This is a genomic window from Rhodococcus qingshengii JCM 15477, from assembly GCF_023221595.1.
Classification (GTDB): domain Bacteria; phylum Actinomycetota; class Actinomycetes; order Mycobacteriales; family Mycobacteriaceae; genus Rhodococcus_F; species Rhodococcus_F qingshengii.
Map to the genome: position 1 here is coordinate 5,459,586 of NZ_CP096563.1, position 24,073 is coordinate 5,483,658.

Annotated in this window: 24 protein-coding genes; 15 read left to right on the forward strand and 9 right to left on the reverse strand. The window is 63.2% G+C overall.

Annotated elements, in window-relative coordinates:
• Nucleotides 1-17: 17 nt before the first annotated feature.
• Nucleotides 18-1,265, forward strand: coding sequence for an Nramp family divalent metal transporter (locus M0639_RS25060; RefSeq protein WP_020909201.1), 1,248 nt, complete (start codon nt 18-20; stop codon nt 1,263-1,265).
• Nucleotides 1,266-1,321: 56 nt separating this feature from the next.
• Here M0639_RS25060 and M0639_RS25065 read toward each other — a convergent pair whose 3' ends face one another.
• The gene (locus tag M0639_RS25065; RefSeq protein WP_007729448.1) at nt 1,322-2,917 is read right to left on the reverse strand and encodes an acyl-CoA synthetase; all 1,596 of its coding nucleotides are present in this window, start codon (nt 2,915-2,917) and stop codon (nt 1,322-1,324) included.
• A gap of 369 nt (nt 2,918-3,286) precedes the next feature.
• On the opposite strand from M0639_RS25065, the gene M0639_RS25070 reads away from it, so the two are divergent.
• Nucleotides 3,287-4,225: a 3-oxoacyl-ACP reductase gene (locus M0639_RS25070; protein WP_064074262.1), complete on the forward strand. Its 939-nt coding sequence runs from the start codon at nt 3,287-3,289 to the stop codon at nt 4,223-4,225.
• A gap of 26 nt (nt 4,226-4,251) precedes the next feature.
• Complete coding sequence (locus M0639_RS25075) at nt 4,252-4,995, forward strand: SDR family NAD(P)-dependent oxidoreductase (RefSeq protein ID WP_064074321.1); 744 nt, start codon at nt 4,252-4,254, stop codon at nt 4,993-4,995.
• Between the two features lie 22 nt (nt 4,996-5,017).
• On the opposite strand, the gene M0639_RS25080 is transcribed toward M0639_RS25075, so the two are convergent.
• Nucleotides 5,018-5,923, reverse strand: a complete 906-nt coding sequence (locus tag M0639_RS25080) for an amidohydrolase family protein (protein WP_197486159.1) — start codon at nt 5,921-5,923, stop codon at nt 5,018-5,020.
• Nucleotides 5,924-6,048: 125 nt separating this feature from the next.
• Here M0639_RS25080 and M0639_RS25085 point away from each other — a divergent pair, with 125 nt between their 5' ends.
• The 3 genes from M0639_RS25085 to M0639_RS25095 all read left to right on the forward strand — a co-directional run bounded on the left by M0639_RS25085 (nt 6,049) and on the right by M0639_RS25095 (nt 8,793).
• Nucleotides 6,049-6,576, forward strand: coding sequence for a nuclear transport factor 2 family protein (locus tag M0639_RS25085; protein WP_003939692.1), 528 nt, complete (start codon nt 6,049-6,051; stop codon nt 6,574-6,576).
• Nucleotides 6,577-6,580: 4 nt separating this feature from the next.
• Nucleotides 6,581-7,714: an oxidoreductase gene (locus tag M0639_RS25090; protein WP_003940612.1), complete on the forward strand. Its 1,134-nt coding sequence runs from the start codon at nt 6,581-6,583 to the stop codon at nt 7,712-7,714.
• A gap of 80 nt (nt 7,715-7,794) precedes the next feature.
• Nucleotides 7,795-8,793: an MDR family oxidoreductase gene (locus M0639_RS25095; RefSeq protein WP_064074261.1), complete on the forward strand. Its 999-nt coding sequence runs from the start codon at nt 7,795-7,797 to the stop codon at nt 8,791-8,793.
• 5 nt (nt 8,794-8,798) lie between these two features.
• Here M0639_RS25095 and M0639_RS25100 read toward each other — a convergent pair whose 3' ends face one another.
• On the reverse strand, nt 8,799-9,350 hold the full coding sequence (locus tag M0639_RS25100; RefSeq protein ID WP_007729467.1) for a ribonuclease H family protein: 552 nt from the start codon (nt 9,348-9,350) through the stop codon (nt 8,799-8,801).
• Nucleotides 9,351-9,395: 45 nt separating this feature from the next.
• Here M0639_RS25100 and M0639_RS25105 point away from each other — a divergent pair, with 45 nt between their 5' ends.
• The 3 genes from M0639_RS25105 to M0639_RS25115 all read left to right on the forward strand — a co-directional run bounded on the left by M0639_RS25105 (nt 9,396) and on the right by M0639_RS25115 (nt 11,626).
• Nucleotides 9,396-10,349, forward strand: a complete 954-nt coding sequence (locus tag M0639_RS25105) for a DNA-3-methyladenine glycosylase family protein (RefSeq protein WP_042923994.1) — start codon at nt 9,396-9,398, stop codon at nt 10,347-10,349.
• 17 nt (nt 10,350-10,366) lie between these two features.
• Nucleotides 10,367-11,017: a pyridoxamine 5'-phosphate oxidase family protein gene (locus tag M0639_RS25110; protein WP_003940212.1), complete on the forward strand. Its 651-nt coding sequence runs from the start codon at nt 10,367-10,369 to the stop codon at nt 11,015-11,017.
• Nucleotides 11,018-11,128: 111 nt separating this feature from the next.
• Nucleotides 11,129-11,626 (forward strand): hypothetical protein, encoded by a 498-nt coding sequence (locus tag M0639_RS25115; RefSeq protein ID WP_003940625.1) that lies wholly within the window; start codon nt 11,129-11,131, stop codon nt 11,624-11,626.
• A 7-nt stretch (nt 11,627-11,633) separates the two neighbouring features.
• Here M0639_RS25115 and M0639_RS25120 read toward each other — a convergent pair whose 3' ends face one another.
• From M0639_RS25120 to M0639_RS25140, 5 genes are all read right to left on the reverse strand, one after another.
• Nucleotides 11,634-12,023 (reverse strand): metalloregulator ArsR/SmtB family transcription factor, encoded by a 390-nt coding sequence (locus tag M0639_RS25120; protein ID WP_064074260.1) that lies wholly within the window; start codon nt 12,021-12,023, stop codon nt 11,634-11,636.
• 60 nt (nt 12,024-12,083) lie between these two features.
• Complete coding sequence (locus tag M0639_RS25125; RefSeq protein WP_064074259.1) at nt 12,084-13,280, reverse strand: acetyl-CoA C-acetyltransferase; 1,197 nt, start codon at nt 13,278-13,280, stop codon at nt 12,084-12,086.
• Between the two features lie 40 nt (nt 13,281-13,320).
• Nucleotides 13,321-13,773, reverse strand: coding sequence for a MaoC family dehydratase (locus M0639_RS25130; RefSeq protein ID WP_064074258.1), 453 nt, complete (start codon nt 13,771-13,773; stop codon nt 13,321-13,323).
• Nucleotides 13,774-13,840: 67 nt separating this feature from the next.
• Entirely contained in the window at nt 13,841-14,587 is a 747-nt protein-coding gene (locus M0639_RS25135; protein WP_042448526.1) for a GntR family transcriptional regulator, read from the reverse strand.
• Between the two features lie 31 nt (nt 14,588-14,618).
• Entirely contained in the window at nt 14,619-15,770 is a 1,152-nt protein-coding gene (locus M0639_RS25140; protein WP_064074257.1) for an acyl-CoA dehydrogenase family protein, read from the reverse strand.
• Nucleotides 15,771-15,970: 200 nt separating this feature from the next.
• Between M0639_RS25140 and M0639_RS25145 the strand changes: the two genes are divergently transcribed.
• Genes M0639_RS25145 through M0639_RS25155 form a run of 3 tightly spaced genes read left to right on the forward strand, consistent with a single transcriptional unit; the run spans nt 15,971 to nt 19,092 of the window.
• A complete protein-coding gene (locus M0639_RS25145; RefSeq protein ID WP_054831235.1) occupies nt 15,971-16,846 on the forward strand; it encodes an HpcH/HpaI aldolase/citrate lyase family protein in 876 nt (291 codons plus the stop codon).
• Nucleotides 16,843-17,841: a MaoC family dehydratase gene (locus M0639_RS25150; RefSeq protein WP_030537188.1), complete on the forward strand. Its 999-nt coding sequence runs from the start codon at nt 16,843-16,845 to the stop codon at nt 17,839-17,841. The genes M0639_RS25145 and M0639_RS25150 overlap by 4 nt, the downstream gene beginning before the upstream one ends.
• 30 nt (nt 17,842-17,871) lie before the next feature.
• Nucleotides 17,872-19,092, forward strand: a complete 1,221-nt coding sequence (locus M0639_RS25155) for a CoA transferase (RefSeq protein WP_064074256.1) — start codon at nt 17,872-17,874, stop codon at nt 19,090-19,092.
• A gap of 66 nt (nt 19,093-19,158) precedes the next feature.
• Here the strand turns inward: M0639_RS25155 and M0639_RS25160 are convergent, their stop codons facing one another.
• A complete protein-coding gene (locus tag M0639_RS25160; RefSeq protein ID WP_003940617.1) occupies nt 19,159-20,316 on the reverse strand; it encodes an acyl-CoA dehydrogenase family protein in 1,158 nt (385 codons plus the stop codon).
• Nucleotides 20,317-20,511: 195 nt separating this feature from the next.
• Here M0639_RS25160 and M0639_RS25165 point away from each other — a divergent pair, with 195 nt between their 5' ends.
• The 3 genes from M0639_RS25165 to M0639_RS25175 all read left to right on the forward strand — a co-directional run bounded on the left by M0639_RS25165 (nt 20,512) and on the right by M0639_RS25175 (nt 24,059).
• Nucleotides 20,512-21,975 carry an MFS transporter gene (locus M0639_RS25165; RefSeq protein WP_172403434.1) on the forward strand — a complete coding sequence of 488 codons (1,464 nt, stop codon included), beginning with the start codon at nt 20,512-20,514 and terminating at the stop codon, nt 21,973-21,975.
• Nucleotides 21,976-22,109: 134 nt separating this feature from the next.
• Entirely contained in the window at nt 22,110-23,240 is a 1,131-nt protein-coding gene (locus M0639_RS25170) for a thiolase family protein (RefSeq protein WP_003939840.1), read from the forward strand.
• 54 nt (nt 23,241-23,294) lie between these two features.
• Complete coding sequence (locus M0639_RS25175) at nt 23,295-24,059, forward strand: SDR family NAD(P)-dependent oxidoreductase (protein ID WP_064074255.1); 765 nt, start codon at nt 23,295-23,297, stop codon at nt 24,057-24,059.
• Nucleotides 24,060-24,073 lie beyond the last annotated feature (14 nt).

Below are 24,073 nucleotides of genomic sequence, written 5' to 3' on the forward strand. Positions count from 1 at the left end.
GTGTGACCAGGAGACCGATGAGCACCAGTACGCAAGAGCCGACGACTCCGCGCCGACGACCCACGGGGAGATCCATCGCCCTGCTCGGTCCGGCGTTCGTCGCGGCAATCGCGTACGTCGATCCGGGCAACGTCGCCGCCAACCTCACCGCCGGCGCCAAGTACGGCTACCTCCTCATCTGGGTACTCGTACTCGCCAACGCGATGGCCGTCCTCGTGCAGTATCTGTCCGCGAAACTCGGTCTCGTCTCCGGCAGATCCCTGCCCGAAATGCTGGGTCAGCGCCTGCGTAAGAACAACCGCCGCGCCTTCTGGCTCCAGGCCGAGATGATGGCGATCGCGACCGACGTCGCCGAAGTCATCGGCGGCGCCATCGCACTCAACCTGCTCTTCAACATCCCGCTCTTCCTCGGCGGACTGATCACCGGATGCGTGTCGATGGTCATCCTGACGATCCAAAGTCGGCGCGGACAGCGCACTTTCGAGTTCGTGGTCATGGGATTGCTGGCCATCATCACCATCGGCTTCCTGACCGGGCTCGCCTTCACCGACGTCTCCGGCAGCGAGGCCGTCGCCGGACTGGTCCCCCGCTTCGAAGGAACCGAGACCGTACTGCTCGCCGCCAGCATGCTCGGAGCAACGGTCATGCCGCACGCGATCTACCTTCACTCCGCATTGGCACGTGATCGCCACGGCCACATCAAACCCGGCCCACGGTTGCAGCGATTACTCAAAGTCACCCGTTGGGATGTCGTTGTCGCGTTGATCATCGCCGGTGGCGTGAACATCGGCATGCTGCTGCTGGCCGCTTCGGCGCTGCGCGGAGTACCCGGCACCGACACCATCGACGGTGCGCATGCCGCGATCGAGAATTCGCTCGGCCCGGGCGTAGCCGTGGTGTTCGCGATCGGCCTCCTCGCCTCCGGACTCGCGTCGACCTCCGTGGGATGCGCGGCCGGCGCCGAGATCATGCATGGTCTTCTGGCCATTCGGATTCCGGTGATCACACGCCGGATCGTCACGCTCATCCCGGCACTGATCGTGCTCGGACTCGGCGTCGACCCGACGCTGGCGCTCGTGCTCAGCCAAGTGGTCTTGAGCCTGTGCATCCCCTTCGCGATCATCCCGCTGGTGCGAATGACCTCGGACCCCGAACTCATGGGCGACGCGCGCAATGCCCCGCTCACGACCGTCGCGGCGTGGATTGCGGCGGGCTTGATCGTTGCACTCAACGTCGCTCTGCTGGTTCTGACGGTGACAGGCTAGAGCACCGGAGCCACCCAACGCGTCCCTCACAAACGCGCTGGACGGCTCCGGCCGGACTAGGAGACTTGCTCGGCGAGAGTGGCCTTGGCCCAGCGATAGTCGGCCTTTCCGCTGGGAGAACGCCTGATCGACGGAACGTTCATGACGGTGCGCGGCACTTTGTACCGAGCGACCTGCGACGCGCAATGCTCACCGATCTCGGCAGCGTCCGGGACGTCGAAGCCTTCGCGGGTCGTGATGACCGCAGCGACGCGCTCACCGAACTTCGCATCCGGAATTCCCGCGACCAAAGCGTCGAGCACCGCCGGGTGACTCTTGAGCGCCTGCTCGACCTCTTCCGGATACACCTTCTCCCCGCCGGTGTTGATGCACTGAGAACCACGTCCCAGCAAGACGATCGAGCCGTCGGCTTCCACGCGTCCGACGTCGCCGAGCACCGACATCCGCACCCCGTCGATCACCGGGAACGTAGCCGCGGTCTTGACCGGATCATTGAAGTAGCCGACCGGCACGTGACCGCTGCGAGCGATGTAGCCGGTCTCGGGCGATCCCGGCTCCAGCGGCCGCATCCTTTCGTCCACGACGCGGGTCTCGTCGCGAGCGGCGATGCGCATCAGGCCGTCTTCGCCGATCTCCAGATTGCCGTCGACGCCCGACTCCGAGGAGCCGAATCCGTCGCGGATCACCAGGTTCGGAAGCATCGACTTGAGCTGCTCCCGCAGTGAGAGCGAGAACAAGGCTCCGCCGGACGAGACCATTCCGACCGTGCTGAGGTCGTAATCTGCTGCGTTTGCTGCCAATTCGTCTGCGAGCGGACGTGCCATCGCGTCTCCGACGACGGTGATGGAGACGGCCTTCTCACTTCCGGCGAGCTGCAGCGTCGCCTTCGCGTCGAACCGCGCCATGAGAATTGCGTTGGCGCCCATGAAGAATCCGGTGAACAGCGAGTACGACGCCGCACCGTGCATCAGGGGTGCGGTACTGAGCATGTTCATCGCGGGGACGTTCGGCACCGCGGCGAACAGAGCCTCAGCGGTCGTGTGCGGCGGACCGAACGGATTTCCGCCGGTGAGCGCCGCGAAGTAGAAGTCTTCATGACGCCACATGACACCCTTGGGCATCCCCGTCGTGCCGCCGGTGTAGATGACAAAGAGGTCGTCGTTGCTGCGGGGCGCGAAGTCACGAGTAGCGGGCTGCTCCGCGGCAGCGTCGGCGTATCCAACGACGTCGACACCTTCGATGTCGCGGACCACGGACTTGCCGACGACAACGACGTGCTTGATGCCGGGCGCGGCCGGGAGAACCGTCTCCACGACGGAAACGAACTCCTCGTCCACAATCAGTGCCACCGACTGCGAATCGTTGTACAGATAGGTCAGTTCGGCGTCGACGTAGCGATAGTTGACGTTGATCGGGACCGCACGAATCTTGAGGCAGCCGAGCAAACTCTCGACGAACTCGATGCTGTTGCGCATGTGCAGAGCAACGTGATCGCCGGGCCCGACACCGACGCTCGCCAGGTGGCGGGCGATGCGATTCGAGCCCTCGTCCAGCTCGACGTAGGTGCGACGACGACCATCGCACACGAGCGCCGTGCGGTCCGGAATCAGATCCGAGATGCCCTCGTACAGATCTGCCAAATTCAGTGACACTGCTGGTGCCTTCCTTGATGTCCGGCCCGGTGAATTCGGGGCCGACCGTACTGCGTTTTCGGTGGGAACTATCCGACCCTGGAGCCGACGAATGCGGCCGAGAACTGAGCGGATCGGTGGTGACGCAAACGCGTACGCGGTGGGATCGCCGCGTCGCCCCAAGGTGGCATGCAGCGCTCGTGACCCAGATCACCGCTCCCGCTGAGTGAGACTCCTCCTCAGTCGGCCAAACTTCTGTTCAAAACTAGAACTAATTCTGATTTCGCTCGAATGATTTTTTCGGAACGACTACCGAACTCTCGACTTCAAATTAGAATGAATACTAATTTTGCTATACCTACCCGCCAGACCGGATCGAAGGAGCACGACATGACGCAATCACTGAGCTTGGAAGGCAAAGTTGCCGCCGTCACCGGCGCCGGCGCCGGCCTGGGTCGCGCCGAAGCACTCGGACTCGCGGCTGCCGGTGCAGCCGTCATCGTCAACGACATGGGTACAGCGGCCAACGACGTGGTCGACGAGATCAAGGCCGCAGGTGGACAGGCACTCGCCATCACCGGCGACGTCTCCGACTGGTCACTCGGCGGGCGCATCATCGAAGAGGCCGTCAAGAACTTCGGATCATTCGACATCCTCGTCAACAATGCAGGCATCCTGCGCGACAAGATGATCTTCAACCTGACCGAATCCGATTGGGACGACGTCATCCGCGTGCACCTCAAGGGCCACGCCGCCACCTCGCACGCAGCCGCAGTCCACTGGCGCGCAGCCAGCAAGGCAGCCGACGCACCGGTCTACGGCCGCATCATCAACACCTCTTCCGAGGCCTTCCTCTTCGGCAGCGCCGGACAGCCCAACTACTCGGCAGCCAAGGCCGGCATCACCGCTCTGACGCTCTCGAGCGCAGCAGGTCTCTCCCGCTACGGCGTCCGCACCAACGCGATCTGCCCCCGTGCCCGCACCGCCATGACGGCAGAAGCCTTCGGCGAGAACAACACCGGCGTCGTCGGCCTCGATCCGCTTGCACCCGAGCGCGTCGCGACCCTGGTCAGCTACCTCGCATCCCCCGATTCCGACGAGATCAACGGACAGGTCTTCGTCGTCTACGGCAAGATGGTGGCGTTGATGGAAGCACCCAAGGTCGAGAACCGTTTCGACGCAGCCGGATCCGCGTTCACCGTCGAAGAACTCGGTGGCCAGCTCTCGTCTTACTTCTCCGGCCGTGGGCCGTACGAGACCTACGCCGCCTACAGCATCGCCGGCCTCGAAAAGATCGCACTTGCAGTCGACGAGACCGCAACAGTTTGAGCAGCACTTACGAAGAGGAGCGTTTCATGAGGTTGAACGGCAAGGTAGCGATCGTCACCGGCGGCGCCGGTGGAATCGGTCGCGCTGTCACCCGAGTCTTCGCCCGTGAAGGCGCGAAGGTCCTGTTCGTCGACATCAACGAGGAGCAGGGCCAGGCCCTCGAACAAGAACTGGCCGGCTCCGGCAAGTTCCTGAACGTCGACCTTGCTGCCGCCGGTTCGGCCGAGCAGATCCGTGACGCCGCGCTCGAGGCTTTCGGCAAGCTCGACATCCTGGTGAACAACGCTCACGCGTCCCGTCAGGCTCCGTTGCTCGAAACCACGCAGGACATGTTCGACCTGTCCTTCAACACCGGTTTCTACCCCGTTGTCCACCTCATGCAGGCGTGCCACGACGAACTCGCGAAGACCAAGGGTTCCGTCGTCAACTTCGCGTCGGGTTCAGGTTTGGACGGAATGCCGACCCAGACGTCCTACGCTGCGGCCAAGGAAGCTGTGCGAGGCCTGACGCGCGTCGTCGCCAACGAGTGGGCGCCGGAAGGCATTCGGGTCAACGTGGTCTGCCCGTTCGCCGCCACCGAAGGCGTCGTCAAGTGGCAGGAAGCCTTCCCTGAGCGCGCAGCCGCATCGGTTGCCAAGGTGCCTCTCGGACGCATCGGTGATCCCGAAACCGACATCGCTCCCGTCGTGGTGTTCCTGGCGAGCGACGATTCCAAGTACATGACGGGTCAGACGTTGATGGCCGACGGCGGCAGCATCAAACTGCGCTGAGTCGAAGTTCTTCTCGGTGAGCTCAGCACACCGAGAAGAGCTTGGCGGCGTTGTCGTGCACGACGGCTCGCAGCCATTCGTCTCCGAGATCGAAGCGCGTAACCGCTTGCAAGGCTGTGAGATACGGGTACGGAATGTTCGGGAAGTCGCTACCGAACAGAATCCGGTCCTGCATGTCGACGAGCCGTGATACGTCTACCTTCGGGAAGGCACACTGCTCTTCCGTGAAGTCGGTGAACGCCATGGTCGTATCCAGGCGGACATTGCCGTAAGCCTCTGCCAGATCGAGGAATTCGCTGTACTCGGGCATCCCCATGTGGGCGACGATCAACGACAGGCGCGGGTACCGTGCGAGCAGCGAAGCAATGCGATCAGGTCCCGTGTACTCCCCCGGCGCCGGTCCCGAACCACAGTGGATCACGATGGGCGTCTCGGAGTCCTCGAGTTGCCCCCAGACCTTGTCGAGCAGAGGGTCGTTCGGATCGTAGTTTCCGACCTGGATGTGGGACTTGAAGATTCGCGCGCCCGACTCCAATGCCTTGCCGACGTACGACGCCGCCGACTCCTCGGGATAGAACGTGGCCGTGTGCAGGCAATCGGGCGTTTGCGCGGCAAATTCGACGGCCCACTGATTGAGCCACTCGGCCATCGCGTGCTTGTGCGGGTAGATCATCGACGTGAAAGCCCGGACACCGAACTCGCGGAGACGGTGTACCCGCTCCTCCTCGGCAAGTCGGTACGCGATCGGCCAAGGTCGACCGATCATCGGTCCCGCCGAATCGAAGTAGCCCCACACCTTGTCCATGACGCTCTTCGGCATGAAATGGGTATGGACGTCGATCACGCCAGGAACACCCAACTCGCGCCAAAAAGCCCGAACCTCGGCGATCTCCTCCGGTCCGGTCGATGGGACCTCTTCGGTACACACGTCTGACACCCCTTTCGTTCGCTCGACCATACCGAGTGCCGTCGCGCTCACCGGGACAGGTCGTTGACGGCCCGCCCGGAGCACCCGAATGTGAACCCATCTTGCCGATCACCGTTGGAGGTTGAATGTCTCAGGCCGAGTCCGAAGTGGGGTCGATCAGTGCCGTCGAGGAACTGCTCGCAATCGAGGAAATCAAGCGTGTGTTCGCCGCGCGCCTACGCTGCATGGACACCAAGCAGTGGCACGTCTACCCAACCCTGCACACCGCAGACGTCGTCAGCGAGACGTGGGGCGGACTCCCGACAGACAAGCAACCCAAGACCGGCGACACCTCGAACCAGGTAGTGGGCATCGACAAACTCACCGCGGCAATTCGGAACATGCTCGACGGCGACATCCCCCTCACCACGGCGCACCACGCACACACTCCCGAAATCGTGCTGACCTCGCCCACCACCGCAACCGGCATCTGGGCGATGGAGGACATGCTGTGGTGGAACGACGGCGAGAAAGAACTGCACCTACACGGCTACGGCCACTACCACGAGAAATACCGCAAAGAAGACGGCAAGTGGCTGATCAGCTACCGAACCCTCACCCGGCTCCGTGTCGACCAGGACCCCGGATTCTTCCGATTCATGAAAGCGCTGTGACGAAGTGACCAACCCGCTGTTCCAACCGCTCCGCATCCGTTCGCTCGAACTGTCCAACCGCATAGTCATGTCGCCGATGACGCGCACGTACTCCATCGAAGGTGTGCCCGGCCGCGACGTTGCCGACTACTACCGCCGACGAGCTGAGGGCGGCACCGGACTGATCGTCACCGAAGGCGTCGCGATCGATCACGAGACTGCTGTCGACCACGCCAACGTCCCCAACCTCCACACTCCCGCTGCTCAGGCCGGATGGCGGAAGGTAGTCGACGACGTGCACGCTGCGGGCGGCAAGATCGTGCCTCAACTCTGGCACGTCGGACCTCTGTGGGGCGCGATGACGCAGATGGACCCCTCACTCAAGCCGATGCGCCCCTCAGGCGAATGGGGCCCGCTCGGCGTCACCTCGTACTCCGCTGCCTACGTCGAACGCGCACAGGCGAGCACCGAAGCGATGACCGAGCAGGACATCCAGGACGTCATCGACGCGTACGTCCGCAGCGCGAAGCACGCCGTCGAACTCGGCTTCGACGGCATCGCGATCCACGGCGGTCACGGCTACCTCCTCGATTCCTTCTTCTGGGAGGGCACCAACCAGCGCGACGACGCGTGGGGAGGCGACCTGGAGCGTCGTACCAGGTTCCCGGCCGCCGTCGTCGCCGCGATCCGCGCGGCCATCGGACCGGATCTGCCGATCATCTACCGTTTCTCACAGCACAAGCAGCAAGATTTCACCGCGAAGATCGCCGAAACCCCCGAAGAGTTGGGCGTCATCCTGGGCGCGCTGGTCGACGCCGGAGTCGACGTTCTCGACGCCAGCATCAGGCGTTTCGACGTGCCGGCCTTCGAAGGCAGCGATCTCTCGTTGGCGGGTTGGGCGAAGAAGCTGACCGGCGCCGTCACGATGGCCGTCGGCAGCGTCGGTATCGGAAAGTCGCTGCGGGACAGCCGCATCGAAGGCGTCGCACCTGTAGTCGACAACATCCCACAGCTCGAGGAGCGCATCGGCAGCGGAGAGTTCGATCTGATCGCGATCGGCCGTCTCCATCTCGCCGATCCTGCATTGGCAACTACCCTGCGCGCCGGTGGCCCGCTACCGGCGTTCGATCGAGCGGTGCATGAGGGCAGCTTGATCTAGGGGCTCCGCCCCTGTGCGCCTTTCCGGTAGTTCGCACTACCAAAAAGGCGCACAGGGCCGAAGGCCTTTATGTTCGACCCATGACTACTTTCAACGCCTGGGTCGCCCGCGACAGCGACGGCACCATCGACTTCGCCCCCGAAACCGTCGACGAATCCTTCCTCCCGGCAGGTGAGGTCACCATTCGCGTCGAGTATTCGAGCGTCAACTACAAGGACGCGCTCGCGGTCACGCCGAAAGGCGGGGTAGTTCGCGAGTACCCGATCGTCCCCGGCATCGACGTCGCCGGCGAGGTCATCGCCTCCGAGTCCGACGCATTCGCCCCGGGAGACAAGGTCGTCGCACATGGCTACGAGATCGGGACCGCCCGCAACGGCGGCTACGCCGAGATCGCCCGTTTGCCTGCCGAGTGGGTCGTGAAGCTCGACGGCATTTCCACCGCCGACGCTGCCGCGATCGGCACGGCAGGATTCACCGCAGCCATGAGCGTCCAAGCCATTCTGGCCAGCGGAGTGAAGCCAGCCGACGGTCCCGTCCTGGTGACTGGCGCGAGCGGCGGAGTCGGCACCGTCAGCGTCGACCTTCTGGCAAGCGCAGGCTTCGACGTGGTCGCCTCCAGCGGTAAGCCCGGCGCGGCAGACCTTCTGACGTCACTCGGTGCGTCTTCGGTGATCGGCCGGCTCCCCGAGGATCCCGACGCCAAGCCTCGCCCGCTCGGAAAATCTCAGTGGGCGGCGGCCGTCGACTGCGTCGGTGGAAAGACCCTCGCTCACGTTCTGAGCACGATCAACTACGGCGGTGTTGTCGCTGCCAGCGGATTGACCGGCGGCGCCGCGCTGCCTACGACCGTGCTGCCGTTCATTCTCCGCGGAGTCTCACTGCTGGGCATGGACTCGGTATTGATGCCGATCGAACCCCGTCGCGCGCTGTGGACCCGGCTGGGCTCCGACTTGGCCCCACGTCATCTGAAGGAGATCACGAACCTCGTTGCCGTCCGCGACGTCGTCTCGGTGATCGATCAGGTACGCGAAGGCAAGTACACCGGCCGGGCGCTGGTTCAGGTTGCCGACGGATTCTGAACCGCTCAGAAAAGTGTGAACAGATCTGCCGGTTCTTCGGCCGTCGTGGACTTCTCCTTGTAAGGAGAGTTCACGGCGGTCGGTTCCTTCTTCACCGGGGCAGCAAGCGGGACCGATGCGATGTCCCCCGAGACGATGGCGCGTGCGGCTTCGCCGGCCAGCTTGTCTGCCATTTCGTTGTAGTGGTTGCCGACGTGCCCGCGCACCCAGCGAAAGCGCACCGGACCGACTCGATCGGTGATGGCTCGATCGATACTCTGCACCAGTTCGAGGTTCTTGACCGCCCCGCCGCTCGCGGTCTTCCAGCCCTTGCGCTTCCAACTGGGCAACCATTCGGAAGCGCACTTGATGGCGTACTGCGAGTCGGATTCGATGAGTAGAGGATCAGCACCGGGATGGGCGACGACGGCCTCGAACAGAGCACGCAACTCTGCAATCTGGTTGGTGCCGGACGCTTCTCCGCCGGACATGCTCGGACCCTCGTGATTGACCCACGCCCAGCCGATAGCCCCACCGGGGTTTCGCAGACAGGATCCGTCGGTGCTCACGATGATCATGGCTCGGACAATACGTTGCGCCACCGACACACGCCTTAACGGAGGATGGACGGTGGCGATACGCTGACCTCGATGACGCCGCTATCTCCGGTCGACGAAGTCACGGTGACTTCTCAGCGACCGCTCGATGCCGCGCTGACGCTCAGCCCGCATCAGCGCGGACCCGGCGACCCCGCACATCGACGGTCAGCCGACGGAGCGATCTGGCGAGTTTCCCGCCAACTTTCGGGTCCTGTGACCTACCGCATCACCCAGTCGGATCGCCATACGGTCCGGGTACAGGCCTGGGGTCCCGGCGCCACGGAATTCCTGAACGGCGCCGAAGCGCTGCTCGGTCTCGACGACGAAGCCGAAGATTTTGCCCCCGAACATCCCAAGCTCGCCGAAGCTCATCGACGCTTCCCTCATCTGCGCATCGGCCGCACCGGCCGCGTCATGGAAGCTCTCGTTCCCGCGATCCTCGAGCAACGAGTCCACGGCATCGACGCATTCGCCGCGTGGCGCCGCCTGCTGACCAAGTTCGGGGAGCGCCCACCCGGCCCCGCGCCCGACGGAATGCGGGTTCCACTCACCGCGGACCAATGGCGTCGAATGCCGTCATGGGAATTCCATCGCGCGAACGTCGATCCAGCGAGGTCCAAGACGATCGTTCAGTGCGCTCGCGTCGCCGACCGCCTCGAGCAGGCATCCACGTTCCCCAGGACCGAGGCGACCAAACGGTTGCGAGCGGTACCCGGCGTCGGGATCTGGACTGCCGCCGAAGTGGCTCAGCGTGCATTCGGCGATTCCGATGCACTCTCGGTCGGCGACTACCACCTCGCTGCCGTCGTCGGGTGGTCACTGCTGGGTGAACCGATCGACGACGCCGAGATGGTGCAGTACCTCGCTCCCCTTCAACCGCATCGATACCGCGCCGTGAGGCTCCTGCAGGTCAGCGGGCAAGCCGTCAAACCCAAGTTCGGTCCGCGAACTGCCGTTGCCGACCACCGTTGGCACTGAGCATCAGGAGTTGGAAAATGTCGACCCGATACGCACACATCGCCTTCTCCCCCGCTGCGGTGGAGCGTCAGCGGTCGACCGGAAGTTTCACCGTGTACGGTTCGAAACTCGATCAGCCCGACGAAGGCCCGATGGAATTCGATTTCCGCGCGCAGGGATTCGTGAAATCCGTGGATTCCTTCTTCATGTCCACGGTGACGCCCGACGGTTGGCCGTACGTCCAACATCGCGGCGGCCCGCGCGGATTCCTGCATGTGTTGGGCCCGAATCGAATCGGATTCGCCGATCTCCCCGGCAATCAGCAATTCGTGACGCTCGGCAATCTGGAAGAGAACAATCGCATCTCGCTGTTCGTCATCGATTACCCGACGCGAACGAGATTGAAGATCTACGGGCGCGCGCAGGTGATCGAAGCGGACGAGGACCCTGCACTACTGCAACAGCTCTTGCAAGTCCCCGGCGGCACCATGACGGCAAAAGCCCAGCGTTCCATCGTCATCGACGTCGAAGCGTTCGACTGGAACTGCAGTCGAAACATCACGCCACGCTTCGACAAGGAGCGCATGGACGAATCCCTCGCTCTGGCACGCCAACCCCTGCAAGCCGAGGTAGATCGGCTTACTGCCGAGGTCGAAGAATTGCGTGCGCGGTTGTCGAAAAACGAATGAGACTAGGCGGTTTCAGGGCACTCGGAGTCGGGTAGCCACCAAACACGGCCCGTCGCGCGGAGACGACGGGTCCCGTTGTGCCCGAGGAGGTCCGCACGATCGATCCAGACGGTGGAGTTCTGGTTAACGAACTGCACCGCCACCATTCACGACTGGTTCCACACAGACAGATTGGCCGTCCCCATGAAACTGTCCCGAACTCTCACCATGTCCGTTCTCGTCGTCGCCGCAGTCGGCGCTGGAGCCGGCACCGCGGTCGCAGCGCCCCCGAATGCGGGCTTCGATCCGTCCCAACCCCTACTGACACCGACCGCAGAGTCGAACAGCCAGGCGGCGTTGATGCTCTTCCCCGGTAACGATCCGAAGCAGGCCGCGTTCGACACGATGGCCAACGAGGTCAATATCGGCTGGAACAACGGTGGTCTGCAATCGACCCTGATCGGAGCTAACCTCGGCGTCGGAATCGGCTGCCTGTCGATCTTCCCGAACTTTATCGCCGGCTGCATCGTCGGTGGAGTCATCGGCACGGTTGCCGGAGTCGGCGCAGGAATCACCAACGGAAACCCGAACGCTGCGCCGGCCGTCGAGAAGTTCTTCGCGACTCCTTGAGTAGCGCTCAGCTGTGCGTGTGCCCGGGGGTGGGTGTCTCGTCGTGAAAATGTGTGGCGCCGATCGAATGCAGCAGCTGGTGAACGGTGTCGTCCGCCAGTTGGTATCGCATCGATCGGCCGTCGCGGGTCGCGCTCACCCACCCCTGGCTACGCAGTAGCCGCAGCGCATGTGAGACGGCTGTGCCGCTCATCCTCAGCGCCACGGACAAATCCGTGACGCAGATACCCGGTGCGTGATGAAGGCAGAGCAACAGACGCAGACGATTGGTGTCGGAGAGAAGCTCGAAGCGACCGGACCAACTGGTGACGTCCAAACCCTCGAGTGCGGCCCTGGCGCGACGAACATCCTCGACGCTCAGCGCGCCACTGGTGTCTGCTGCGCCTGCATTCGTCAACCGACTGCCTCCGTAGAACTTCCGATCCCCCGCCGCAAGTGTACCCAGAAGCGAACCTCGTCAGGCAGACTCCACCACGGTCGCCATACCCTGGCCACCGCCGATACACATGGTCAACAGCGCTTTTCCGCCGCCGCGTCGGCCGAGTTCGTGAAGCGCGGTTGTTGCCATACGCGCACCCGTCGCTCCCACGGGGTGCCCGAGCGAGATACCGGAACCGTTGACGTTCAGGCGATCGAGGTCCTCGAATCCCCATTCCTTCACGACGCCGAGAACCTGGCACGCAAACGCCTCGTTCAGCTCGACCAGATCGAAATCGGCAAAGCGTGCCCCGGTGCGAGCAAACAGTTTCGAGACGGCGGCAACCGGCCCGAGGCCCATCAGCGCCGGTTCACAACCGGCCGCGGCCCAACTGTCGAGGAACCCGATGGGTTCCAGCCCCAGCTCGTCCAGACGATCCTCGGCGACAACCAACATCGCTGCCGCAGCGTCGTTCTGCTGGCTGGCGTTACCGGCGGTCACGACGCCTCCCTCGGTCACCGCACGCAGCCGTGCCAGGGTTTCGAGTGAGGTATCCGGACGAATCCCCTCGTCAGCACGAAACTGTGTGACGTTCCCTTTTCGATCCGTCAGTTCGACGGCGACGATTTCGGCATCGAAGCGGCCGGATTCTCTTGCCAGTGTTGCCTTTCGGTGGCTGTCGACGGCGAAGGTGTCCGACTCTTCCCGCGTGATCCCGCAGCGTGTCGCGACGTTCTCGGCCGTTTCGATCATTCCGCTGATCCGACCGAATCGCCACTCGGGTTGCGAGCGCTCGCGGCCACGATCGAGGCGGTCGAACAGTTGCAGCCCACCGGATCTGGTGCCCCACCGCGCTCCGGTGGTGTAGTGCTCGATCCCGCTCATCGATTCGACGCCACCCGCGAGAACCACGTCGGCCGCACCCGTCTGGACCATCATGGCCGCGGTAACGATGGCCTGCAGACCCGTTCCACATCGGCGATCCGTCTGGAAGCCGGCTACCGAAATCGGCAACCCGGCCTCGAGCGCCGCCCACCTTCCGATGCACGGTGCCTCCGAATTGGCATACGACTGCCCCATCGCGACGTCGTCGATGCGGGACGGATCGATTCCACTACGACGCACGGTCTCCTTGACGACAGTGGCGGCCAAACTTTCCGCAGGCACGTCACGAAGTGCCCCTCCGAAACGGCCCACCGCGGTTCTGACCGGCGCGACCAATGCTGCTCGTTTCACAACTGACCTCGAATCTCGTTCTGGAAGAATGGAAAAGGATTCAGGAGACCAACAGGCGCACGGTATCCGCTACCAGCGCAGGTTTACCCGCTCCTTCGATTTCGATCGTGTACCGCACGACTATCGTCGCGCCCTTCGCGGTGCGCTCGAAGGAAAGAATCTCCGCACCTGCCCGCACCGAAGAACCGACCTTGACCGGTTCGGGGAATCGCACCTTGTTGCTTCCGTAGTTCACGGTCATGGAGATTCCGTCGACACGCATCACCTGAGCGCCGAGCACCGGCAACAACGAGATAGTCAGATAGCCGTGGGCGATGGTGCCGCCGTACGGACCCTGCGCTGCGCGCTCGGGATCCACGTGAATCCACTGGTGATCCTCGGTGGCGTCGGCGAACTTGTCGATCCGATCCTGTGTGACCGGGAACCACGCGCTGTAGCCCAAGTGCTCACCGACAGCCGTCTCTACTTCGTCGATTCCGTTGAAAATTCGCATAGTTCTCTCCTGAAAGGTGTTGAACAGCAAAGAAAAGTGCAGCGCTAATGTGCGCCGCGGCGCAGCGTCAATGTGCGCCGCGGCGCAGCGTGACCCGATACGTGTACTGCTCCGGCAAGAAATAGCTCACCGACAACTCGTTGGCAACGCCCTGCGCGTTGGAGTACAAACGGTCCACCCGCAACATGGCGTGGCCGATTTCGCAATCGACGTCCCTGGCAACGTCCGCCGTGGCCGGGGACACCGTGATCGATTGTGCTGCTTCGACAATCGGACTGTCGATCAGCGGTTCCAGCAAGCCGATCACCGTATTGGCGCTCACCGCACCGGCCGCCATGGCGGGCAGGTCGATGATCTGCCGCGCGATCGCCTCCGGCAGATGCGCCGTCGTCTGCACGAACGGAACTCCCTCGTGTATCCGCCGGAAGACCACGGTGTACACGACGTCGGTGTCGAGCCGAAGCCGACTGGCCGCCTCGATGTCCACGCGCCGGTGCAGCGGTGACACCACTTCCATCGTCGTGTCCCGCGAAAGGTTCATGAGATCTTCGATGGATCCGAGATGACGGAGATAGCGGCCGCTGTTCTCGGTCACGAACGTTCCGCGCCCGGGTACTCGGTACACGATGCCCTCGGCAACCAGATCGTGAAAGGCACGGCGGACCGTCTGCCGACTCACGCCGTGATGCTGCGCCAGTTCGGATTCGGTGGGCAGTTGAATGCCGTCGCGGTAGGTACCGGCAGAGATCTGTTGACGAAGCTCACGAGAGAGGCGTTGGTACGCCGGCTCCGTCTCTCTTTCCTTACCGCTCATAGCGACATGATCCTACTTGCTCACCGGTCCGTCACAGACCGCCGCGGGCAACCAGCTGCGAAACGATCACGTTGCGCTGAATTTCGTTGGTTCCCTCCCCGACGATCATCAGTGGTGCATCACGGAAATACCGCTCGACGTCGTACTCCGTCGAGTAGCCGTAACCGCCGTGGATGCGGACGGCGGACAACGCGATTTCCATCGCCACCTCGGAGGCGTACAGCTTGGCCATGCCCGCCTCCATGTCGCACCGCTCCCCACTGTCGTACATCTGCGCCGCGTGCCACGTCAGCTGCCGTGCGGCCGTCAGCTTCGTTGCCATGTCGGCGAGGTAATTGCCGATCGACTGGTGCTTCCAGATCGGCTGGCCGAAGCTCTCGCGCTGCTGCGCGTACGCAAGTGAATCCTCGAGTGCGGCCGTGGCGACGCCCAGTGCGCGGCAAGCCACCTGGATACGGCCGGTCTCGAGCCCCTTCATCATCTGCCCGAAACCCTTTCCGGGAGTACCGCCCAGAATGGCCGACTCGGAGATGCGGTAATTGTCGAAGGACAGTTCACAACTCTCGACGCCCTTGTATCCGAGCTTCGGGAGGTCGCGGGAGACGGTCAGCCCTTCGCCGTGCTCGACGAGAACGATCGAGATGCCCGCATGACGAGGGCTTGCGCTTGTATCGGTCTTGCACAGCAAGGCGATCACGCCGGATCGGCGGGCATTGGTGATCCATGTCTTGGCTCCGTTGACGACCAGATCTGTGCCGTCGCTCTTGGCGTTGGTTGTCATGGCCTGCAGATCGGAACCTCCGCCGGGCTCGGTGAGGGCCATCGTTGCCCGGATCTCGCCGGTTGCCATTCGCGGCAGGTACTTCACCTTCTGCTCTTCGGTACCGAACAGCGAGATGAGTTTCGCGACCACCGTGTGACCGCCCATCGCCCCCGCCAGGGACATCCATCCGCGTGACAGTTCCTGCGTCACCTGCGCATAACAGGGCATGGACACCGGCGATCCGCCGTACTCCTCGGGAATCGCGAGCCCGTAGATCCCGATCTGCTTCATCTGATCGATCCACTTCTCGGGATACTCGTTCGCGTGCTCCACCTCCTGGACCGTGGGCTTGACCTCTCGGTCGACGAACCGGCGCACGGTTTCGATCAGGAATGTCTCTTCGTCGTTGAGCTTGAGCATGAATCCGCCTCGACTTGAAATAAGTTTGTACGGCCATATTTCGATATTGTTCGCGCAATGTCAATACCGCGCCTTGACATCGATACGCAACAACTGCCAGCATCGAGGCAGTTCGGTGCACATCAACGCCGTTCACGGCAGCTCATCCACTTCACAACTGGCCGTACATTTGATTTCCAGATCGAGGTAATCGACACACTATGGACGAGAACCACTACCGCGCCACCAGACGTCGCGCGTCCCTGGTCGCGCCGGGTTCAGACGAGCGCAAGGCACGCAAAGCACTCTTCTCGAACGCAGACGAGGTGATTCTCGACCTCGAAGATGCCGTCACTTCGGCGAACAAGGACCTGGCGCGAACCCTCGTGAGCACCTTGGTGCACGAGTTCGGTAGGGCGCGCACCATCTCGGTCCGAATCAACGGCCTGACCACACCATGGGCCCGCGACGACCTGATCGCCTGCGGCGCCCTCGGAGAATCGCTGACGAGCGTGATCGTCCCGAAGGTCGAGTCCGCCGACGAACTACTCGAGGCCGAGCACATCCTCTTCACTGCCGGTGGGCACCACACCACCCTGCAAGCCCTGATCGAAACTCCGCTCGGCGTCCAGAATGCCGACTCCATCGCCCGCGCGACTCCTCGTCTCCAAGCCGCGATCATCGGATACGCCGATCTCGGTGCAGCGCTCGGCCGTTCACGCTCGGCACTGCCTGAACACTGGCTTGCCGTCCAGGACAGAATCCTGATCGCCTGCCGCGCAGCCGGCGTCGCAGCCATCGACGGGCCCTTTCTCGGCATCACCGACGACGACGCTTTCCGCCATGCCGCGCACTGGACCAGCGCCCTCGGGTTCGACGGCAAATGGGTCATCCACCCGGCACAGATCGACTCGGCCACTACCGCATTCACTCCTTCGGACGACGCCGTCAATGACGCCCGACGGGTACTGACCGCACTCGAAGAAGCCGAAACCCTGGGTTCGGGTGCCGCCCAACTCGACGGCCAGATGCTCGACGAAGCTGTGGCCGTGGCAGCGCGTCGTACGCTTGCCCGAGCCGAAGGAGTCACCGTATGAGCGAGCACTACGTGGGAGGCCCGTACTTCGACGAGCTCACCCATGGTCAGATCTTCGACGAAGCCCCCGCGGTGACGTTGACCAGTGGACTCGCCGCCTCCCATCAGGCGATCCTCGGTGACCGCATGCGCCTGCCTCTCGACGCACACTTGTCGTCGAGCGTCACGGGTTCCGGTGCACCAGTGGCAAATCCAGGACTGGTCACCGACATCGCCATCGGCCAGTCAACCGTGGTCACACACCACGTCAAGGCGAACCTCTTCTACCGTGGACTGCGATTCCACCGTTTCCCGGTACTCGGCGACACCCTGTACACGCGCACCGAGGTTGTCGGTCTACGCGAGAACTCGGCCAAGCCGGGACGCGGCGCCACCGGACTTGCCGCGCTACGGATGACGTCTGCTGATCAGAACGGCAACACGGTCCTCGACTTCTACCGCTGCGCCATGCTCCCCCTGAGCCCCGACCCGATCGAGGCGAGAACTCGCCACGCCGACGACCTCGGGGCGATCGGTCCGTCCGAACCGGCTCCGTACGTATCACCTGACGGTTGGGACCTCGACACGTATCGAGAGCGGGTACCCGGCAGGCACTTCGATTCCGATTTGGTGGGCTCCGTCTTCCACAGCAGCGGCGACGTCGTCTCCAGCGCACCCGAACTTGCCCGGCTGAGCTTGAACATCGCAGCGACGCACCACGACGATCGCGTCGGCGCCCACGGTCGCCTCGTCTACGGCGGCCACACCATCGGGATCGCACTCGCCCAGGCGACTCGCGCTCTGCCCAACGTGGTGACGGTTCTCGGGTGGCACTCGTGCGATCACACCGGACCCGTTCACGAGGGCGATACCCTCACGAGCGAACTGCACGTCGAAAACTCGTCGCCCCTCGAACACGGAACCGCAGTGCAACTGCGTTCGCTCGTGTTCTCCCACAATGCTTCTGCAACACAAACTCCGGTTCTCGACTGGCGTTTCACCGTGTTGATGGCATGAGCACACACTCTTCTATCACGGAGGACACACATGACTCAGAGCCCAGGCCCGCTGTCCGGGCTTCGCATCGTCGAGGTCTCGAGCTTTGTCGCCGCGCCGCTGTGCGGACTGACGCTCTCCCAACTCGGCGCCGAGGTGATCCGGATCGACCCGATCGGAGGTGCCTCCGATTACAATCGCTGGCCCGTCACAGACAAGGGCGAGAGCATCTACTGGACCGGACTCAACAAAGGCAAACGGTCACTGTCAGTGGACATGCGCGCCGAACGCGGCCAAGAACTGATTCGCCGACTGGTCACGGCGCCGGGACCTGGCGGCGGAATCCTGGTCACCAACGCCGGCGGCCGTAAGTGGATGAGCCACGACTCCCTGGCCCAGTTGCGTAGCGACGTCATCACCCTCGAGATCCTCGGACGCCGCGACGGCAGCCCCGGAGTCGACTACACGGTCAACGCCGCCTTGGGATTTCCACAGATCACCGGCCCCGCCGACTACGCCGGAGTTGTCAACCACGCACTGCCCGCCTGGGACGTCGCATGCGGGCTCTACGCCGCCCTGTCGATCACTGCCGCAGTGCGCCAACGTGACTCGACCGGACATGGATCTCGGATCACGCTCCCACTCGAAGACGTCGCATTGGCCACCGCGGGAACCCTCGGTTACCTCACCGAGGTACAAGTGAACGGTCGCAGTCGCGAGTCCGGCGGAAACGCCGTCTACGGCACGTACGGAATCGATTTCGTCTCCAGCGACAACGACCGGTTCATGATCGTTGCACTCACTACCCGCCATTTCCGCGACCTTGCGTCGGTCACCGGCACCACGGCGGCTGTCGACGCTGTCGAAGCTGCGCTCGGAGCCGACTTCTCCACCGAAGCGGATCGCTACCGTCATCGAGAGGTACTCACTGCTCTGTTCTCACATTGGTTCCGGGAACACAGCGGCGCCGAGATCGCTGCAGCGCTGGACACATCGTCGGTTCTGTTCGAGAGGTACCGCAGTTTCGAGGAAGTGGTGAAATCTGGCGAACTGGAGAACAACCCGATGTTCTCCGCACTCGATCAACCTCGAATCGGAAGCTACCTGGCTGCCGCCAATCCTGCCTCGTTCGACGGCGCACACCTGGGTACCGGACCCGCCTCCGAGGTCGGCGGCGATTCGATCGCGGTGCTCGCCGACATCCTCGGAACCAACGCCGATCACGCCTCGACGCTGATCGCGGACGGCGTGGTCGGGGTTCCGGCGAACTGACCTACCCGGAAGATGTTTTCGGCCTCGGAACACTTGTTCCGAGGCCGACAACATGTCGAGAGTGCGTCAGAGACCAAGATCCTTCGCGATGATGGTCTTCATGACTTCACTTGTGCCACCGTAGATTCGTGTGACACGCGTGTCTGCGTAAAGACGCGCGATGGGATACTCGGTGATGTAGCCGTACCCGCCGTGCAATTGGAGGCACTTGTCGATCACTCGACCTGCCGCCTCGGTGCAGAACAGTTTCGCCTTCGCTGCGTCGGGAATCGTCAGAGTGCCGCGGTCATGACATTCGAGTGCGTTGTCGGACACCAGCTGGATGGCATCAACCTCGGTAGCGCATTCGGCCAGAACGAATTTGGTGTTCTGGAAGGCCGCGACCGGCTTGCCGAACACCTTGCGGTCCTTGACGTAGTCGATGGCAAAGCGAAGCGCTGCACTGGCAGTGGCGGCCGCTCCGAACGCGATGGTCAACCGCTCCTGAGCCAGGTTGTGGGTCAGATAGCTGAAGCCGTCGCCCTCTTCTCCGAGTCGGTCCTCGACGGGCACCTTGACGTCGACAAACGAAAGCTCCGCAGTGTCGGAGGTCTTGAGCCCGATCTTGTTGATCTTGCGCCCCACCGAGTATCCGGGCGACGACGTATCGATCACCAGAATCGACAACCCCGTGCGCCGGTTCTCCGCTGTGCTGGGCGCGGTACGGCACACCACCAGGACGCGGTCGGCAAGTACTCCACCGGTGATGAACGTCTTGGAACCATTGACCACGTAGTGCGTACCGTCCTCCGACAGCTTGGCCGTGGTCGCGATGTTCGCCAGATCCGATCCTGTTCCCGGTTCGGTCATCGCAATCGCGAACATCAGATCTCCGGAAGCGAAGCCCGGCAACCAGCGGCTCTTCTGTTCTTCGTTCGCGTACTCGAGCAGGTAGGGCAGGATCAGGTTCGTATGCACCGACTGCGAGCCGAACGACGCCCCGGCGGCAGCAACTTCCTCGGCGACGACGACGTTGAACTTGAGCGACTTCTCGCCGCCTCCGCCGTATTCCTCCGGCACCTGAATTCCGAGTACGCCCAGCTCTCCGAGTCGTCGGTAGAAGTCACGGGGCGGGTGACCGTCCTCTTCCCACTTCTCGTGGACCGGGGTTACTTCCTTCGCGATGAAATCGCGAACGGTAGCCCGGAATGCCTCGTGATCCTCGTTGAACACGGTGCGCTGCATGTATGAACTCCAGTCGGTCAAGGGGACAGGGTGATCCTGATCTCACCTTGCCTCAATGTTCCGCATTCGATCCAACACTCATCGGCTATGCGTCCGATAGGGCGTACCAATATGGCCTGACCTGCGATACATAGGCAACCGCTATCGTTCCGATCATCGACGCGACATTGCTCAAAGTGATCCAGAACACGTTGAATGGGTCAGCCGGCAAACACACCACCATCGATCGCTTCGAGGCCGCGCTTCGAGCATGATCGCATCCGCCCACCAGTCTCGAAGGGACGCCACGTGACCCCCATCGCGCCACAGCGTAACGACGTCCAGCCCGAAGCAACAGCAACGCCAGATTCGTCAGCAGTTCCCGTCTTCGGTACCCGCAAGCGTGCGTGGACGATGACCGGGCTCGTCGTTTTCCTCTACATCGTCAACTACGCGGACAAGGCAGTCCTCGGAATCATCGCTCAGCCCCTCGCTCGTGAGCTCGGACTGAAGTCTTCGCAAATCGGCATGGTCGGCTCGCTCTTCTTCCTGATGTTCTGCATCGGTGGATTCCTCGCCGGACCGCTCAACAAGTACCTGACCCTGCGTTGGGCGCTGTTGATCCTGGCCGCAATCTGGTCCGTGGTCATGCTCCCCCTCGTTCTCGGCGCCAGCCTCGCGATGTTGATCGTCTCGCGCATGCTCCTCGGATTTGCCGAAGGCCCCAGTTCGGCGCTGATGCACACCGCGGCGTACTCGTGGCACCCGCCGGCCAAGCGCGGCCTTCCCGGCGCAATGCTCGCCGGATCCGCCTCTGTCGCAAAGATCGCCCTCGCGCCGGTACTGACCTTCATCGCCGTTCATTACGGCTGGCGCGCAGCAGTTCTCTCGCTCTCCGTTCTCGGTCTCGTGTGGATGGGTTGCTGGCTGGCCGGTTGGTCCGAGGGCCCGTACACGAGCAAGGCCGTCAAGGCGACCAAGACTGCAGATACAGAAGCAACCGAGGCAGCCGGGACAGCCACGAAGGCGGTCACCGAGCCCAACGTGCCGTGGCGCAAGATCCTGCTCTCCCGCACCTTCGTCAGCTGCTGCTTCCTCATCGCGACCATCTACGCGCTGACCACCGTCGTCCTCACCTGGTTGCCGTCGTACTTCGAGGTCGGCCTCGGATACAGTGCGATGCAGGCCGGTTCGATGTTCGCGCTGCCCTCGATCGTCGGTCTCGTCCTCATGATCACCTCCGGTTCCGTCACGGACAAGTTGATCGGCCGCGGCTTCACCTCTCGTACGGTTCGCGTCATCGTTCCCTGTGTCGGCGTTCTGATCTGCGGATCGATTCTCCTGTTCCTGCCACAGATCTCCACTCCCATCGTCGCTGTCGCCATGGTCTCGATCGGCTACGGGTTCTCGGCAATCACCTTCCCGCTCATCAACGCTGCGATCTCGGAGCTGTGCCCGCCGCAGCAGACTGCCGGAACGATGGGATTCTTCCTCGCCATCATGTCGATCGGTGGCCTGATTGCTCCTTACGCAACGGGAGTCATCGTGGACAACGCTGCAACCCCGGCCGACGGTTACGCCCAGTCCTTCCAGGCAATCGGCGTCATCGGAGTGATCGCCGCGGTTCTGGTCCTCGTCTTCGCCAATCCCGAGCGCGATCGCAAGCTCATCCGAGGCTGAGTACTCCACGTATAGCCATTCGCTAACAAAGCCATTCACCGAAAGACATTGCCGGGTCGACCCGCTCGTGATCGACTCGAGACACGCCCCGACCGCACAGTCGCAGAACCGGGCACGAACAGCAGGAGAGATACATGCGAGATGCCGTCATCGTCGACGCAGTACGTACACCGATCGGCCGTCGCGGCCGCGCCCTCTCGGAGATCCATCCGGCCGAGTTGTCCGCCCATGTACTGCGTGCGCTCGCTGAACGGACCGGACTCGACGCGGCGACGGTCGACGACGTGATCTGGGGTTGCGTCAGTCAGGTCGGCGAGCAGGCCGGAAGCATCGCCCGCACAGCGGCACTCGCTGCCGGCTGGCCCGACAGCGTTCCCGGCGTCACACTGACCCGGGCCTGCGGATCGAGCCAGCAGGCAGTTTCCTTTGCTGCGGCCACCGTCATCTCCGGTCAGAACGACGTGGTCGTAGCCGGAGGCGTCGAATCGATGTCACGAGTACCGATGGGTACCGCCAGCAAGAACGGTGAGCATTTTCCGGCTTCGGTACTCGAACGCTACGGGGTGGACGGTTTCAGCCAGGGGACCGGCGCCGAGATGATGGCCCGCAAATGGGCACTCACACGAACAGCTCTGGACGAATACTCGCTCCGCTCACACGAACTCGCGGCCCGTGCCACCGATGAAGGGGCATTCACCGGGCAGATCACTCCGATCGCGGGCTTGTCCCAGGACGAAGGCATTCGGCGAGGCGGAAGTGTGGAGTCGCTCGCGAAGTTGCCCCCGGCCTTCGACGCCGACGGTGCCATCCACGCCGGCAACTCTTCTCAGATCTCCGACGGGGCGGGCGCCACACTCGTCACGACCAGCGAGTACGCCCGGGCACGCGGGTGGAAGCCGCTCGTTCGTATTCACACCGCAGTGGTCGCAGCCGACGACCCGGTCATCATGCTCACCGGTCCGATTGCCGCCACCGCAAAGGCATTGGATCGCTCCGGATTGTCCATCGACGACATCGGCGCCTTCGAGATCAACGAGGCATTCGCCCCCGTCCCGCTTGCCTGGCAGGCTGAAACCGGCGCAGCCATCGATCGTGTGAATCCGCTCGGCGGCGCTATCGCGGTCGGCCACCCACTCGGCGGATCAGGTGCGATCTTGATGACTCGCCTGGCACATCACATGCGCGACAACGGAATTCGCTACGGTCTCCAGTCGATGTGCGAGGCCGGCGGCATGGCCAATGCGACCATTCTCGAATTGATCTGACCCGACAACGCTTTCGGGCCGACACGTCATCCAGCAGGAAAGAAGAATTGATTCATGAAACTCGAGGGACTTTCCACCGCGATCACCGGCGGCGCTTCAGGCCTCGGCCTGGCAACCGCTCGACGGCTGCTCGACTCCGGAGCGCAGGTCACGTTGATCGATCTGCCTTCGTCCGACGGTAAGCAGGTGGCGGCCGATCTCGGTGCTGCCGCACAATTCGCCCCGGCCGACGTCACCGACAGCGAACAATTCGCCGAAGCACTCGACGCGGCGCACGAGCGCGGCGGCCTCCGCGGCGTCGTCCACTGCGCGGGCGCCGGGCGTCGTATGCGCATTCTCGACAAGGACGGAAAAGCCGGATCGGTCGAAGATTTCGAGTTCGTCGTCAAGCTGAATCTTGTCGGTTCGTTCAACGCACTCCGTCTCGGCGCCGAGCGGATGGCGGAACTCGACGCCGTGGACGGTGAGCGAGGTGCCATCGTCATGACGGCGTCGGTCGCAGCATTCGAAGGTCAGATCGGTCAGATCAACTACACAGCGTCCAAAGCCGGCATCGTCGGTATGACGGTCACCGCTGCCCGCGATCTCGCCAGCCGCGGAATCCGCGTCAACACCATTGCTCCCGGCATCATGGACACTCCCCTGCTGGCGCGCCTACGCGAAGACGTGCGCACGGCCCTCGAAGCCTCTGTTCCCAATCCCTCACGACTGGGTCGTCCGGACGAGTTCGGCCAGCTCGCCGTCTCGATGCTCGAGAACGGCTACCTCAACGGCGAGACCATCAGACTCGACGGCGCTATCCGAATGGCTCCCCGGTGACGGGCACCAGCGTG

What these genes read in the sequence shown, in the direction of transcription:
- M0639_RS25060 (WP_020909201.1), top strand. Translation starts at nt 18, where the DNA reads ATGAGCACCAGTACGCAAGAGCCGACGACTCCGCGCCGACGACCCACG.
- M0639_RS25070 (WP_064074262.1), top strand. Translation starts at nt 3,287, where the DNA reads ATGACGCAATCACTGAGCTTGGAAGGCAAAGTTGCCGCCGTCACCGGC.
- M0639_RS25075 (WP_064074321.1), top strand. Translation starts at nt 4,252, where the DNA reads ATGAGGTTGAACGGCAAGGTAGCGATCGTCACCGGCGGCGCCGGTGGA.
- M0639_RS25085 (WP_003939692.1), top strand. Translation starts at nt 6,049, where the DNA reads ATGTCTCAGGCCGAGTCCGAAGTGGGGTCGATCAGTGCCGTCGAGGAA.
- M0639_RS25095 (WP_064074261.1), top strand. Translation starts at nt 7,795, where the DNA reads ATGACTACTTTCAACGCCTGGGTCGCCCGCGACAGCGACGGCACCATC.
- M0639_RS25100 (WP_007729467.1), bottom strand. Translation starts at nt 9,350, where the DNA reads ATGATCATCGTGAGCACCGACGGATCCTGTCTGCGAAACCCCGGTGGG.
- M0639_RS25105 (WP_042923994.1), top strand. Translation starts at nt 9,396, where the DNA reads ATGGACGGTGGCGATACGCTGACCTCGATGACGCCGCTATCTCCGGTC.
- M0639_RS25110 (WP_003940212.1), top strand. Translation starts at nt 10,367, where the DNA reads ATGTCGACCCGATACGCACACATCGCCTTCTCCCCCGCTGCGGTGGAG.
- M0639_RS25130 (WP_064074258.1), bottom strand. Translation starts at nt 13,773, where the DNA reads ATGCGAATTTTCAACGGAATCGACGAAGTAGAGACGGCTGTCGGTGAG.
- M0639_RS25135 (WP_042448526.1), bottom strand. Translation starts at nt 14,587, where the DNA reads ATGAGCGGTAAGGAAAGAGAGACGGAGCCGGCGTACCAACGCCTCTCT.
- M0639_RS25140 (WP_064074257.1), bottom strand. Translation starts at nt 15,770, where the DNA reads ATGCTCAAGCTCAACGACGAAGAGACATTCCTGATCGAAACCGTGCGC.
- M0639_RS25145 (WP_054831235.1), top strand. Translation starts at nt 15,971, where the DNA reads ATGGACGAGAACCACTACCGCGCCACCAGACGTCGCGCGTCCCTGGTC.
- M0639_RS25150 (WP_030537188.1), top strand. Translation starts at nt 16,843, where the DNA reads ATGAGCGAGCACTACGTGGGAGGCCCGTACTTCGACGAGCTCACCCAT.
- M0639_RS25155 (WP_064074256.1), top strand. Translation starts at nt 17,872, where the DNA reads ATGACTCAGAGCCCAGGCCCGCTGTCCGGGCTTCGCATCGTCGAGGTC.
- M0639_RS25160 (WP_003940617.1), bottom strand. Translation starts at nt 20,316, where the DNA reads ATGCAGCGCACCGTGTTCAACGAGGATCACGAGGCATTCCGGGCTACC.
- M0639_RS25165 (WP_172403434.1), top strand. Translation starts at nt 20,512, where the DNA reads ATGGGTCAGCCGGCAAACACACCACCATCGATCGCTTCGAGGCCGCGC.
- M0639_RS25170 (WP_003939840.1), top strand. Translation starts at nt 22,110, where the DNA reads ATGCGAGATGCCGTCATCGTCGACGCAGTACGTACACCGATCGGCCGT.
- M0639_RS25175 (WP_064074255.1), top strand. Translation starts at nt 23,295, where the DNA reads ATGAAACTCGAGGGACTTTCCACCGCGATCACCGGCGGCGCTTCAGGC.